This is a genomic window from Streptomyces sp. NPDC127100 (assembly GCF_042724095.1).
Taxonomy (GTDB): domain Bacteria; phylum Actinomycetota; class Actinomycetes; order Streptomycetales; family Streptomycetaceae; genus Streptomyces.
In genome coordinates, this window is sequence record NZ_JBHXFL010000032.1 from 1 (window position 1) to 13094 (window position 13094).

General features: G+C 73.1%; 12 protein-coding genes. 7 read left to right on the top strand and 5 right to left on the bottom strand.

Features of this window, described 5'->3' with window-relative positions:
* Positions 1–60: 60 nt before the first annotated feature.
* Positions 61–1044 (bottom strand): DeoR/GlpR family DNA-binding transcription regulator, encoded by a 984-nt coding sequence (locus ACFWJB_RS25020; protein ID WP_385473650.1) that lies wholly within the window; start codon positions 1042–1044, stop codon positions 61–63.
* Between the two features lie 248 nt (positions 1045–1292).
* A complete protein-coding gene (locus ACFWJB_RS25025) occupies positions 1293–2741 on the bottom strand; it encodes an NAD(P)H-quinone dehydrogenase (protein WP_385472353.1) in 1449 nt (482 codons plus the stop codon).
* Between the two features lie 85 nt (positions 2742–2826).
* On the opposite strand from ACFWJB_RS25025, the gene ACFWJB_RS25030 reads away from it, so the two are divergent.
* The 3 genes from ACFWJB_RS25030 (at position 2827) to ACFWJB_RS25040 (ending at position 6312) form a co-directional block, all read left to right on the top strand.
* Positions 2827–3264: a gamma-glutamylcyclotransferase gene (locus ACFWJB_RS25030; protein WP_385472350.1), complete on the top strand. Its 438-nt coding sequence runs from the start codon at positions 2827–2829 to the stop codon at positions 3262–3264.
* 94 nt (positions 3265–3358) lie between these two features.
* Entirely contained in the window at positions 3359–4183 is an 825-nt protein-coding gene (locus ACFWJB_RS25035) for a purine-nucleoside phosphorylase (protein WP_386924983.1), read from the top strand.
* A 458-nt stretch (positions 4184–4641) separates the two neighbouring features.
* On the top strand, positions 4642–6312 hold the full coding sequence (locus ACFWJB_RS25040; protein WP_386924985.1) for a phospho-sugar mutase: 1671 nt from the start codon (positions 4642–4644) through the stop codon (positions 6310–6312).
* Positions 6313–6485: 173 nt separating this feature from the next.
* Here the strand turns inward: ACFWJB_RS25040 and ACFWJB_RS25045 are convergent, their stop codons facing one another.
* Positions 6486–7241 carry a PH domain-containing protein gene (locus ACFWJB_RS25045; RefSeq protein ID WP_386924987.1) on the bottom strand — a complete coding sequence of 252 codons (756 nt, stop codon included), beginning with the start codon at positions 7239–7241 and terminating at the stop codon, positions 6486–6488.
* A gap of 148 nt (positions 7242–7389) precedes the next feature.
* Here ACFWJB_RS25045 and deoC point away from each other — a divergent pair, with 148 nt between their 5' ends.
* Genes deoC through ACFWJB_RS25060 form a run of 3 tightly spaced genes read left to right on the top strand, consistent with a single transcriptional unit; the run spans position 7390 to position 10714 of the window.
* On the top strand, positions 7390–8373 hold the full coding sequence (gene deoC / locus ACFWJB_RS25050; protein ID WP_385471677.1) for a deoxyribose-phosphate aldolase: 984 nt from the start codon (positions 7390–7392) through the stop codon (positions 8371–8373).
* A 12-nt stretch (positions 8374–8385) separates the two neighbouring features.
* Entirely contained in the window at positions 8386–9831 is a 1446-nt protein-coding gene (locus ACFWJB_RS25055; RefSeq protein ID WP_385471674.1) for an aldehyde dehydrogenase family protein, read from the top strand.
* Positions 9824–10714, top strand: coding sequence for an aldehyde dehydrogenase family protein (locus tag ACFWJB_RS25060; RefSeq protein ID WP_385471666.1), 891 nt, complete (start codon positions 9824–9826; stop codon positions 10712–10714). The genes ACFWJB_RS25055 and ACFWJB_RS25060 overlap by 8 nt, the downstream gene beginning before the upstream one ends.
* A gap of 114 nt (positions 10715–10828) precedes the next feature.
* Here the strand turns inward: ACFWJB_RS25060 and ACFWJB_RS25065 are convergent, their stop codons facing one another.
* The gene (locus ACFWJB_RS25065) at positions 10829–11233 is read right to left on the bottom strand and encodes a hypothetical protein (protein WP_386924989.1); all 405 of its coding nucleotides are present in this window, start codon (positions 11231–11233) and stop codon (positions 10829–10831) included.
* Positions 11234–11336: 103 nt separating this feature from the next.
* Between ACFWJB_RS25065 and ACFWJB_RS25070 the strand changes: the two genes are divergently transcribed.
* Positions 11337–12050, top strand: coding sequence for a uridine kinase (locus ACFWJB_RS25070; RefSeq protein ID WP_385471661.1), 714 nt, complete (start codon positions 11337–11339; stop codon positions 12048–12050).
* Between the two features lie 203 nt (positions 12051–12253).
* Here ACFWJB_RS25070 and ACFWJB_RS25075 read toward each other — a convergent pair whose 3' ends face one another.
* Positions 12254–13024 (bottom strand): SigE family RNA polymerase sigma factor, encoded by a 771-nt coding sequence (locus tag ACFWJB_RS25075; protein ID WP_385471658.1) that lies wholly within the window; start codon positions 13022–13024, stop codon positions 12254–12256.
* Positions 13025–13094: the final 70 nt, after the last annotated feature.

Genomic DNA, 13094 nt, shown 5'->3' on the forward strand with positions numbered 1-13094 from the left:
TCTAGCACGGTCCGCCGGGCGCCCCGCCGTTCACGGGGACGCGACGGACCGTGGGGGCCCTCAGCGCCGGCGCAGGTCCGCGACCCGGGCCCGTTCGGTCCCGGTGCTCTGCTCGCCGAGTGCCGCGGCCGTGCGCAGCGCCGGCCCCGCGCCGGGGACCTGACGGCGCGGCCCGGGCAGCGGCACGTCCCGGCGCTGCTGACGCGCCGGGGCGGTGTCAGCCCCGGCGGCCTGGGGGTTTCCCGCGCCGCCCACACCCCCCGACGCCCCGGCCACGGCGATCTGCACGCCCTGGTCGGCCAGGGCCTGGAGCTCGGTGGCCGCACGGTCGTCGTGGCCGGGCGGCTCGTCCGTCACCAGGCGGGTGATGAGCTCCGTCGGCACGGTCTGGAACATGGTGTCCGTGCCCAGCTTGGAGTGGTCGGCGAGGACGACGACCTCGCCCGCGGCCTGCACCAGCGCGCGGTCGACGGACGCCGACAGCATGTTGGACGTGGACAGGCCCCGCTCCGCGGTCAGGCCGCTCCCGGACAGGAAGGCCCTGGACACCCGCAACCCCTGGAGGGACTGCTCGGCACCGCTGCCGACCAGGGCGTAGTTGGATCCCCGCAGGGTGCCGCCGGTCATCACGACCTCGACCCGGTTGGCGTGGGCGAGGGCCTGGGCGACCAGGAGCGAGTTGGTGACGACGGTCAGCCCGGGCACCCGCGCGAGCCGGCGCGCCAGCTCCTGGGTCGTGGTCCCGGCCCCCACCACGATGGCCTCGCCCTCTTCGACGAGGCCCGCGGCGAGGTCGGCGATGGCCGTCTTCTCGGCGGTCGCGAGATGGGACTTCTGCGGAAAGCCGGATTCTCGCGTGAATCCGCCCGGCAGTACCGCACCGCCGTGCCGGCGGTCGAGGAGTCCTTCTGCCTCCAGTGCGCGCACGTCCCGCCGTACGGTCACTTCGGAGGTCTGGACGACGCGGGCGAGCTCACGGAGCGACACGGCCCCGTTCGCTCGCACCATTTCGAGGATCAATTGGCGACGTTCTGCAGCGAACACGAAACTGACAGTAACCCCAACGACCGTCTGCTTTCAGCAGTATGCGCCGAATAACAGAAGTTGTTCGCACCGTAGGGACAGGAGTGGTATACACGCCTACTCCGGCCGCCTATGCCACCCGCAGGATCCGCGACTCCCCGTGACCGGCGGGGAGTAAATTCCGGCCGCCCAGGGTCTGTCGTTTGGATCAGGCCGGCTGGGACGGACGGCGCGTCCCGCTCGGGTCGGCATGATCCAAACGACAGGCCCTAGCCCTCTCCGTTGGCCTTCCGGGTGTGCAGTTGCCGCGCGACCTCGGCGATCGATCCCGAGAGCGAGGGGTAGACGGTGAAGGCGTTGGCGATCTGCTCGACCGTCAGGTTGTTGTCGACCGCGATGGAGATGGGGTGGATGAGCTCCGAGGCGCGCGGTGCCACGACCACGCCGCCGACCACGATCTCGGTGCCCGGCCGGCAGAAGATCTTGACGAAGCCGTCCCGGATGCCCTGCATCTTGGCGCGCGGGTTGCGCAGCAGCGGCAGCTTCACCACGCGGGCGTCGATCTTGCCGGCGTCGACTTCGGCCTGCGAGTAGCCGACCGTGGCGATCTCGGGGTCGGTGAAGACGTTGGCGGAGACGGTCTTGAGGTTGAGCGGGGTGACCGCGTCGCCGAGGAAGTGGTACATGGCGATGCGGCCCTGCATCGCGGCCACCGAGGCGAGGGCGAACACGCCGGTGACGTCGCCGGCGGCGTAGACGCCGGGAGCCGAGGTGCGCGAGACCCGGTCGGTGCGGATGTGCCCGGAGTCCTTGAGCTTGACCCCGGCCTCCTCCAGACCCATGCCCTCGGTGTTGGGGATGGCGCCGACGGCCATCAGGCAGTGCGACCCGGTGATGACGCGCCCGTCGGCCAGCGTCACCTCCACCCGGTCCCCGACCCGCTTGGCGGACTGGGCCCGCGACCGCGCCATGACGTTCATGCCGCGGCGCCGGAACACGTCCTCCAGGACGGCGGCGGCGTCCGGGTCCTCGCCGGGCAGCACGCGGTCGCGCGACGACACGAGGGTCACCTTGGACCCCAGCGCCTGGTAGGCACCGGCGAACTCGGCACCGGTGACACCGGATCCGACGACGATGAGCTCTTCCGGCAGCTCCTCCAGGTCGTAGACCTGGGTCCAGTTGAGGATCCGCTCACCGTCGGGGCGCGCGTCGGGCAGCTCCCGCGGGTGCCCGCCGGTCGCGATGAGCACCGCGTCCGCGGTCAGCGTCTCCTCGCTCCCGTCGGCGGCCCGCACCACGACCTTGCGCGACCCGTCGAGTGCCTGCATGCCCTCCAGCCGGCCGCGCCCGCGCATCACCCGCGCACCGGCGCGCGTCACGGAGGCGGTGATGTCGTGCGACTGGGCGAGCGCGAGCCGCTTCACGCGCCGGTTGACCTTGCCCAGGTCCACGCCGACCACGCGGGCTGCCTGCTCCATGGGCGGGGTGTCGTCGGCGACGATGATCCCCAGCTCCTCGTACGAGGAGTCGAAGGTGGTCATCACCTCGGCCGTGGCGATGAGGGTCTTGGACGGCACGCAGTCGGTCAGCACCGACGCCCCGCCCAGGCCGTCGCAGTCGACGACGGTCACCTCCGCGCCGAGCTGTGCGGCCACGAGCGCCGCTTCGTATCCGCCGGGTCCGCCACCGATGATCACGATCCGAGTCACGTACTCCATTGTCCCGCACCGCTCAACGAGGGGCCGCCCGGGGGCACGTCTGTGACGAGAGCGACTCGCGGGACGCCTGCCGTACGCTCTCCCCATGTCGCTCTACGCCGCATACGCCGGCAACCTCGACGCGCGGTTGATGACCCGCCGCGCCCCTCACTCGCCGCTGCGCGCCACCGGCTGGCTGAACGGGTGGCGGCTGACCTTCGGGGGCGAGCACATGGGCTGGGAGGGCGCGCTGGCGACCCTGGTCGAGGACCCGGTCTCCCAGGTCTTCGTGGCCCTGTACGACGTCGCCCCGATGGACGAGGACTCGCTCGACCGCTGGGAGGGCGTGGGCCTGGACATATACCGCCGCATGCGCGTCCGCGTCCACACCCTGGACGGCGAGGAGGGCGCCTGGACGTACGTCCTGAACGCCTACGAGGGCGGCCTGCCCTCCGCCCGGTACCTGGGCGAGGTGGCCGACGCGGCGGAATCGGCGGGCGCGCCCCACGACTACGTCATGGAGCTGCGCAAGCGCCCCTGCTGAGCGACGGCTTCGTCAGAAACAACAAAGCAACAATCACGATCCCGTGAGCTCCGTCATCTACGCGCGTAGGCGTAAAGCGGCTACCCTCATCGGCGTGAACGCATCTCTTCTTCCGGACGACATCCAGGGCGACCCCTACGCCGCCGCCGACGCCGCCGCGGCCCGCCTGCGCGAACTCACCGGCGCCGAGACCCACGACGTAGCCCTCGTGATGGGCTCCGGCTGGGCACCGGCCGTGGACGCCCTGGGCGACCCCGAGGCCGATCTCCAGGTCACCGACCTGCCGGGCTTCCCCAAGCCCGCAGTGCAGGGGCACGGCGGCAGGATCCGCTCGTACTCCATCGGCGACAAGCGCGCGCTGGTCTTCCTGGGCCGCACCCACTACTACGAGGGCCACGGCGTCGCCGCCGTCTCCCACGGCGTCCGCACGGCCGTCGCCGCCGGCGCCAAGACGATCATCCTGACCAACGGCTGCGGCGGCCTCCGCGAGGGCATGCGCCCCGGCCAGCCGGTCCTGATCAGCGACCACATCAACCTCACCGCGACCTCCCCGATCGTCGGCGCGAACTTCGTGGACCTGACCGACCTCTACTCGCCGCGCCTGCGCGCCCTGTGCAAGGAGGTCGACCCCACGCTGGAGGAGGGCGTCTACGCCCAGTTCCCCGGCCCGCACTACGAGACGCCGGCGGAGATCCGCATGGCGCGCGTCATCGGCGCCGACCTGGTCGGCATGTCGACGGTCCTGGAGGCGATCGCCGCCCGCGAGGCCGGCGCGGAGGTGCTGGGCATCTCGCTGGTGACCAACCTGGCGGCGGGCATGACGGGCGAGCCCCTCAACCACGAGGAGGTCCTCCAGGCGGGCCGCGACTCGGCGACGCGGATGGGCGCGCTGCTGACGCGGGTGCTGGGCCGGCTGTAACCCGGGGTACGGGTCGCCGCGCCCGGTCTCGTGACGCGCCGCCCCCGGCGCGATGGCTGACCGGGGGTGGGTCCGCGTGGCCCGGCGCTGCCGGGGTGCCTCCCCCACCGCCCACCCGTGCCGCCCTGGGGGCACCTCCCAGGCCGTTCAGGCACTGGGGGAGGCGCGACGGCCCGCAGCCGGGACGGCGTAGCGGGAGGGCGGAGCGGGACGGCCGACAGCCGCGTACGGCGGGAAGGGGACGGGTCGGGGGGTGTCCGCCCGCAGCGGTTGGCGCGTCAACGCCGACCACTTCCGTGGCCGACCGATTCCGCGCCGTTCCGAGGACGGACACCCCCCGGCCCGGCCCCGACCCACAGACCACGCACCGCGCTACGCGCACCCCCACCGACCCCGCGCGGGCCGCCGCAGGCATCCCGCACGACCCACCGACCACACGACACGAAGGGCTGACCGACGTGCACGACGACCTCCTCGCACGGGCCAGGGCATGGCTGGCCGAGGACCCCGACCCGGACACCCGCGCGGAGCTCGCCGGGCTCATCGACGCCGAGGACCACGCCGAGCTCACCGCCCGCTTCGCCGGCACCCTCCAGTTCGGCACCGCGGGCCTGCGGGGCGAACTGGGCGCCGGCCCGATGCGCATGAACCGCGCCGTCGTCATCCGGGCCGCCGCCGGCCTCGCCGCGTACCTCAAGAAGCAGGGCACCCCCCACGGGGACGACACGGCCGGCCTCGTCGTCATCGGCTACGACGCCCGCCACAAGTCCGCCGACTTCGCCCGCGACACCGCCGCCGTCATGACCGGCGCCGGCCTGCGCGCCGCCGTCCTCCCCCGCCCCCTCCCCACCCCCGTCCTCGCCTTCGCCATCCGGCACCTGGGCGCGGTCGCCGGCGTCGAGGTCACCGCCAGCCACAACCCGCCCCGCGACAACGGCTACAAGGTCTACCTCGGCGACGGCTCCCAGATCGTGCCCCCCGCCGACGCCGGCATCGCCGCGGAGATCGACGCCGTGCGCTCCCTGCACGACGTCCCCCGCCCCGAGTCCGGCTGGCAGACCCTGGACGACTCCGTCCTGGACGCCTACCTCGCCCGCACGGACGCCGTCCTGGCCCCCGGCTCCCCGCGCACCGCCCGCACCGTCTACACGGCGATGCACGGCGTCGGCACGGAGACCCTCCTCGCGGCCTTCGCCCGCGCCGGCTTCCCCGCCCCCGACCTCGTCGCCGAGCAGGCCGAGCCCGACCCGGACTTCCCGACCGTCGCCTTCCCCAACCCGGAAGAGCCCGGCGCGATGGACCTGGCCTTCGCCAAGGCCCGCGAGACCGGACCCGACCTGGTCATCGCCAACGACCCGGACGCCGACCGCTGTGCCGTCGCGGTCCACGACGGCACCGACTGGCGCATGCTCCGCGGCGACGAGGTCGGCGCGCTCCTCGCCGCCCACCTGGTCTCCCGCGGAGCGCACGGCACGTTCGCCGAGTCGATCGTCTCCTCCTCCCTCCTCGGCCGTATCGCGGAGAAGGCGGGCCTGCCGTACGAGGAGACCCTCACCGGCTTCAAGTGGATCGCCCGCGTGGAGAACATCCGCTACGGCTACGAGGAGGCCCTCGGCTACTGCGTCGACCCCGACGGCGTCCGCGACAAGGACGGCATCACCGCGGCGCTGCTGATCACGGAACTGGCCTCCGTTCTCAAGGCGACCGCGTCCGACAGCGGCTCCGCCGCGGGCCGCACCCTCCTCGACCTCCTCGACGACCTCGCCGTCGAGCACGGGCTGCACGCCACCGACCAGCTCTCGGTCCGCGTCGAGGACCTCTCCCTGATCGCCGCGGCGATGCGGCGCCTGCGCGAGCAGCCGCCCGCCCGGCTCGCCGGTCTCGAGGTCACGAAGGCCGAGGACCTCACCCGGGGCACGGACACGCTCCCTCCCACGGACGGCCTGCGCTACACGCTCGACGGCGCCCGGGTGATCGTCCGCCCGAGCGGCACGGAACCCAAGCTGAAGTGCTACCTGGAGGTCGTCGTCCCGGTCGCCGGGCACGCCGGCCTCCCCGCGGCCCGCGCGAAGGCGACGGAGCTGCTGACGGCACTGAAGCGGGACCTCTCGGCAGCGGCGGGCATCTGACGAACCTCCCCGCGCACCACGCACTCGACGGGGTGCCCCCACCCGGGGGCACCCCGTCGGGTGCTTCACCGAGGCCGAGGCCGAGACCGAGGCCGGTGGAGGCGCAGGCGCGGCAGGAAGGCCGGGGTCCGGCGTTCAGGCCGGTACCGGGGCCGACCCGTGGCCGACCGGCCTCACCCCACGGCCAGCAGCACCGCCAGCAGCACGGCCCCGGCCACCGTCGGCGCGATGATCTCGTAGGCCCAGCGGACGCCGACCCCGCCCTGCGCGGCACCGGCCTCGTCCCGGGCGGCACCGGCCTCGTCCCGGGCGGCACCGGACTCGTCCCGGGCGGCGCCGGCCGGCTCCGAGGCCCGGGCCTCACGCGCATCGAGCAGTGCGCGCAACTCGTCCATCGCCTGGTCGCCCTCCGACCGCACCGGCCCGTCCGGCAGGGCCCCGGGACCGCCGCGGCCGCCGGTCAGCCCGCCGAGGCCGCCGCGCCCGCGGGTGTCCCCGGCCTGGCGCCGGTCCTCCCGCTGGGCCGCCTTCTTGCGGGCCCGCAGCGAGACGGGGATGGCCCACAGCTGGTACTTGGTGCCGGACCGGGCCACGACCTCGTTGGAGTAGCCCGACCGCAGCGAGGCGACCTGGTCCCAGGGCAGTACGACGACGCGGAGCGGGTTGCGGACGCGCAGCCGCTCCTCGTTGGCGAAGACGGCGGGCCGCACCGTGAAGGCGGCGCCGAGCGGCACGACGAGCAGCATCAGGGCGAGTGCCGTCCACGGGGTGTTCCCCTCGCCCGAGACCACCGCGTCGATGCCGAGCCAGAAGACGAGGGCGAGCAGCAGGACGCCGCCGACGATGCCCCCGAGCGAGCGGTAGACCCGGTCCTTGGACGCGGGTTCCGGTGGCTGGGGCGCGGGTGACTGGGGCTCCGGGGTCGTCATGGTGCAGATTGTGCCCGACGTCCCGTGCGCCCCTCGGCCGCGGTGCCGGTCGGCGGCCCGGGCGACCCCCGGCCGCGGTGCGGGCGGGCGGGACGGGCGCCGGGGACTGTACAGCCGCTACGCGCGTAGATATGCTCGTCTGGTGACCATGCCCACCACTGCATCCGCTGCACCCGTTGCATCCGCTGCGTCCTCCCACGGACTCACGGACGTCACCGCGTCCGACAGCACGCTGCGCCGCTTCCTCCACGGGCTGCCCGGCGTCGACGCGGTCGGCCTGGAGGCGCGCGCCGCCTCGCTCGGCACCCGTTCCATCAAGACCACCGCGAAGGCGTACGCGCTCGACCTGGCCATCTCCATGGTCGACCTGACGACGCTGGAAGGCGCGGACACCCCGGGCAAGGTCCGGGCGCTCGGCGCCAAGGCGGTCCGCCCCGATCCGACGGACCGGACGAGCCCCGCCACGGCGGCCGTCTGCGTCTATCCCGACATGGTGCCCGTCGCCAAGGAGGCCGTCGCCGGCTCGGGCGTCAAGGTCGCCTCGGTCGCCACGGCGTTCCCGGCGGGCCGCGCCTCGCTGGCCGTCAAGCTGGCCGACGTCCGCGAGGCCGTCGCGGCGGGCGCCGACGAGGTCGACATGGTCATCGACCGCGGGGCCTTCCTCGCGGGGAACTACCTGAAGGTGTACGACGAGATCGTCGCCGTGAAGGAGGCCTGCGGGACGTCCGCCCGCCTGAAGGTCATCTTCGAGACCGGCGAGCTGTCGACGTACGACAACATCCGCCGCGCGAGCTGGCTCGGCATGCTGGCGGGCGCCGACTTCATCAAGACGTCCACCGGCAAGGTCGCCGTCAACGCCACCCCGTCCAACACCCTCCTGATGCTGGAGGCGGTCCGCGACTTCCGCGCGCAGACGGGCGTCCAGGTCGGCGTGAAGCCGGCCGGCGGCATCCGCACCGCGAAGGACGCGATCAAGTTCCTGGTCCTGGTCAACGAGACGGCGGGCGAGGACTGGCTGGACAACCACTGGTTCCGCTTCGGCGCCTCCTCGCTGCTGAACGACCTGCTGATGCAGCGCCAGAAGCTGGCCACCGGCCGCTACTCCGGACCCGACTACGTGACGGTGGACTGAGACCCCATGACCATGGAAAAGCAGACCTCTGCATTCGAGTACGCGCCGGCGCCCGAGTCGCGCGCGGTCGTCGACATCGCCCCGTCGTACGGACTGTTCATCGACGGCGAGTTCACCGAGGCGGCCGACGGCAAGGTCTTCAAGACCGTGTCCCCCTCCACCGAGGAGGTCCTCTCCGAGGTCGCCGAGGCCGGCGAGGCGGACGTCGACCGTGCGGTGAAGGCCGCCCGCAGGGCCTTCGAGAAGTGGTCGGCGCTGCCCGGCTCCGAGCGCGCCAAGTACCTGTTCCGCATCGCCCGGATCATCCAGGAGCGCAGCCGTGAGCTGGCCGTCCTGGAGACCCTGGACAACGGCAAGCCGATCCGGGAGACCCGCGACGCGGACCTCCCCCTGGTCGCAGCGCACTTCTTCTACTACGCGGGCTGGGCCGACAAGCTCGACCACGCCGGTTTCGGCGCCGACCCGAAGCCGCTGGGCGTGGCCGGCCAGGTCATCCCGTGGAACTTCCCGCTCCTGATGCTGGCGTGGAAGATCGCCCCGGCGCTGGCGACGGGCAACACGGTGGTCCTGAAGCCCGCCGAGACGACCCCTCTGTCGGCCCTGTTCTTCGCGGACATCTGCCGTCAGGCCGGGCTCCCCAGGGGTGTCGTCAACATCGTCACCGGTGACGGCCGCGCCGGCGCCGCGCTGACCGCGCACCCCGACGTGAACAAGGTCGCCTTCACCGGCTCCACGGCCGTCGGCAAGGAGATCGCGCGCACGGTCGCGGGCACCCGCAAGAAGCTCACGCTCGAACTGGGCGGCAAGGGCGCCAACATCGTCTTCGACGACGCCCCGATCGACCAGGCCGTCGAGGGCATCGTCACCGGCATCTTCTTCAACCAGGGCCAGGTCTGCTGCGCGGGCTCGCGCCTCCTCGTCCAGGAGTCGGTCCACGACGAGCTGCTGGACTCCCTCAAGCGCCGCCTGTCCACGCTGCGCCTGGGCGACCCGCTGGACAAGAACACCGACATCGGCGCGATCAACTCCGCCGAGCAGCTCGCCCGGATCACCGCGCTCGCCGACCAGGGCGAGGCGGAGGGCGCCGAGCGCTGGTCGCCGTCCTGCGAACTGCCCTCGGCCGGCTACTGGTTCGCGCCGACCCTCTTCACCCACGTCACCCAGGCGCACACCATCGCCCGCGACGAGATCTTCGGCCCGGTGCTGTCGGTCCTCACCTTCCGCACCCCGGACGAGGCGGTCGCCAAGGCGAACAACACGCAGTACGGCCTGTCGGCGGGCATCTGGACCGAGAAGGGCTCCCGGATCCTGGCCGTCGCGAACAAGCTGCGCGCGGGCGTCGTCTGGTCCAACACGTTCAACAAGTTCGACCCGACCTCGCCGTTCGGCGGCTACAAGGAGTCGGGCTTCGGCCGCGAGGGCGGCCGCCACGGCCTGGAGGCGTACCTCGATGTCTGACGCACGACTGTCGGTGTTCAAGACCTACAAGCTGTACGTGGGCGGGAAGTTCCCGCGTTCCGAGAGCGGCCGGGTGTACGAGGTGACAGACGCGAAGGGCACGTGGCTGGCGAACGCCCCGCTCTCCTCCCGCAAGGACGCCCGGGACGCGGTGGTCGCCGCGCGCAAGGCGTTCGGCGGCTGGTCCGGCGCGACGGCGTACAACCGCGGCCAGATCCTGTACCGGATCGCCGAGATGCTGGAGGGCCGGCGCGACCAGTACGTCGCCGAGGTCGCCGGCGCCGAGGGCCTGTCGAAGTCGAAGGCGGCGGCGCAGGTCGACGCCGCGATCGACCGCTGGGTCTGGTACGCGGGCTGGACCGACAAGATCGCCCAGGTGGTCGGCGGCGGGAACCCGGTCGCGGGCCCGTTCTTCAACCTCTCCTCCCCGGAGCCGACCGGCGTCGTCGCCGTCCTCGCCCCGCAGGAGTCCTCCTTCCTGGGCCTGGTCTCGGTCGTCGCCCCGGTCGTCGCCACCGGCAACACGGCGGTCGTGATCGCGAGCGAGAAGGCCCCGCTCCCGGCGCTCTCCCTCGGCGAGGTCCTGGCGACCTCCGACCTCCCCGGCGGCGTGGTCAACGTCCTCTCCGGCCGTACGGCGGAGATCGCGGCGCCGCTGGCCGCCCATCAGGACGTCAACGCGATCGACCTCGCGGGCGCCGACGAGGCGCTGGCGAAGGAGCTGGAGATCGCGGCGGCGGACAGCCTGAAGCGCGTCCTGCGTCCACAGCCTGTGGACGACTGGTCGGCGACGCCCGGCATCGACCGCATGACGGCCTTCCTGGAGACCAAGACGGTCTGGCACCCCACGGGTTCGCTGGGCGCCTCGGGTTCCTCGTACTGAGGCACTGAGGCACTGAGGCACCGGGGCGCCCCCCACCCGGGCACCCGCGAGCGAGCCGCGCCCTCCCCCCGTCCGGGGTCGGCGCGGCTCCGCGCGTCCCAGGGGCGGCGGCCCTCAGCGCAGCGCCTCGGTCACCCGCCCCACCGCCGGCACGGCGCCGACGGACTGCGCCTGGGCCACCGGCCGGGTCAGCTCCGTCGAGGACACCGGCCGGAAGTCGGCCACCTGCGTGCCGACGCCGTTGTCGAGCGGGTCCACGCCGGTACCGGCCAGCGGGTTGGGCCTGAGATCGGCGACCGGGCCGGTGGCGAAGCCGACACTGCCGGTCAGCGCCCGCACACCCGCCTGCGGGTCGACGGGGTCCGACGAGGCGGCCCGGGGCCGCGCCGGGCCGGCGGCCGGCCCACCGCCGTCCGCGGACGCCGTCGCCGCGCCTGCCGCCAGGGCCGCGCCGGTGGTCGCGAGGACGACCAGGGCGCGCCGGGCGTTCGGGATGTGGGGGGAGACGTGTCGGGCCATCGCTGCTGCCACCTCATGTCGCCGCGGGGTGCCGCGGGTTGCTTCGGACTACCGTGACAACACCGCGGAGGGTGATCAGGTCACCGCGTGGCGTGGTGGGAGTGTGACGCGCGCTGCAAAGCCGGCCGGCGGGCTCGTACGGCGGCCCGCCGATGCCTCACACTGGTGTCCCGTGACCTCCCATCCGCCCATACCGACGCGAGTCGTGCTGCTCTGCGGCCCCTCCGGCTCCGGCAAGTCCCTCCTCGCCGCCCACTCCGGTCTCCCGGTGCTGCGGCTCGACGACTTCTACAAGGAGGGCGCCGACCCGACGCTGCCGCTGGTGGAGGGGAGTTCCGACATCGACTGGGACCACCCCGGCTCGTGGGACGCGGACGCCGCCGTCGCCGCGATCACCGAGCTGTGCCGGTCGGGCCGCACCCAGGTGCCCGTCTACGACATCGCGCTCAGTGCCCGCACCGGCGAGGAGGCGGTCGGCATCGGACGCACCCCGCTGTTCCTCGCGGAGGGCATCTTCGCCGCCGAGATCGTGTCGCGCTGCCGCGAACTGGGCGTCCTGGCCGACGCGTTGTGCCTGAGCCGGGGGCCGCTGACGACGTTCCGCCGGCGCTTCCTGCGGGATCTGCGGGAGGGCCGCAAGTCCGTGCCGTTCCTGCTGCGCCGCGGCTGGCGGCTGATGCGCCGGGAACGGTCGATCATCGCCCGGCAGACGGCCCTGGGCGCCCACGCCTGCGACCGGGACGAGGCGATGGGCCGCCTGGCCGCCGCGGCGGCGGGCCGCCGCCCCACGGCCCGTACGACGCGTACGGCGGTGTGACGGACGTACGCGGGGCGCGTACGCAAAAGAGAACGGGACTGGACGGACCCCCCGGCCCTCCAGTCCCGCTTCCTTGTGCTCCCCCGTGTCCCCCCGTGTTCCCCCGTGGTGCTTCCCCGTGAGTAAGAGCCCGGTACTTCCCCCGTGATACACCCGGGCTCCGACTTTTTTTCGGGGTCCCCCCCCGGGGTCCCCCCGGACCTTCAGGCGACCAGTTCGCCGAAGGCGTCCTCCCGGTCACGGCCGAAGCTGAGGACCTCGTCCTCGCGCAGCCGGCGCAGGGAGCGCCAGATGCTCGACTTCACCGTGCCGACACTGATGCCGAGGATGTCCGCGATCTCCGGGTCCGTGCGGCCCTCGTAGTAGCGCAGGACCAGCATGGTGCGCTGGAGTTCGGGGAGCCGGGCCAGCGCCTGCCACAGGACCGTGCGCAGTTCGGTGCCGCGCATCGCGTCCGTGTCGCCGGGCGTCTCCGGCAGTTCCTCGGTCGGGTACTCGTTGAGCTTGCGGCGCCGCCAGGCGCTGATGTGCAGGTTGGTCATGGTGCGGCGGAGGTATCCGCCGACCGCCGCCTTGTCACTGATCCGGTCCCACGCCCGGTAGGTCGAGAACAGTGCGCTCTGCAGCAGGTCCTCGGCCTCGAAGCGGTCGCCGGTCAGGTGGTAGGCGGTGGCGTACAGGGAGGCGCGGCGCTCCTGGACGTAGGCGGTGAACTCCGCCTCCGACACCGAACGCCGCTCCCCCGGAACCTCCCCGTACGCCTGTCCCCCGTGCGTCTCCGCCCGGTTCCCCGTGTCCCCCGTGTCCCCCGTGCGTGCGTCGACCACCGTCATGTAGGCGGTGTGCTGACGCCCGGTGCCGCGAGCGCACCCCCGCCCGCTCACGGCACCGGACTTCTCGGAACCCCGGTGTGCGTGCACGTCGTGCAGACGCGTGACCACTGCGCTGGTGCTGGTGCCCTTCAGCGTGTTCATCTCGCGCCCCCCGTCGTGGACTTCCGGTGTTCGGACTGCTGTGTTGCCTGTGCCGAGAAGCCTGCCGGGC

Bases quoted from the DNA above. Each gene is read 5' to 3' on its own strand.
- deoC (WP_385471677.1), top strand. From the start codon at position 7,390: ATGCCCACCACTGCATCCGCTGCACCCGTTGCATCCGCTGCGTCCTCC.
- ACFWJB_RS25065 (WP_386924989.1), bottom strand. From the start codon at position 11,233: ATGGCCCGACACGTCTCCCCCCACATCCCGAACGCCCGGCGCGCCCTG.
- ACFWJB_RS25030 (WP_385472350.1), top strand. From the start codon at position 2,827: ATGTCGCTCTACGCCGCATACGCCGGCAACCTCGACGCGCGGTTGATG.
- ACFWJB_RS25075 (WP_385471658.1), bottom strand. From the start codon at position 13,024: ATGAACACGCTGAAGGGCACCAGCACCAGCGCAGTGGTCACGCGTCTG.
- ACFWJB_RS25055 (WP_385471674.1), top strand. From the start codon at position 8,386: ATGGAAAAGCAGACCTCTGCATTCGAGTACGCGCCGGCGCCCGAGTCG.
- ACFWJB_RS25025 (WP_385472353.1), bottom strand. From the start codon at position 2,741: ATGGAGTACGTGACTCGGATCGTGATCATCGGTGGCGGACCCGGCGGA.
- ACFWJB_RS25045 (WP_386924987.1), bottom strand. From the start codon at position 7,241: ATGACGACCCCGGAGCCCCAGTCACCCGCGCCCCAGCCACCGGAACCC.
- ACFWJB_RS25060 (WP_385471666.1), top strand. From the start codon at position 9,824: ATGTCTGACGCACGACTGTCGGTGTTCAAGACCTACAAGCTGTACGTG.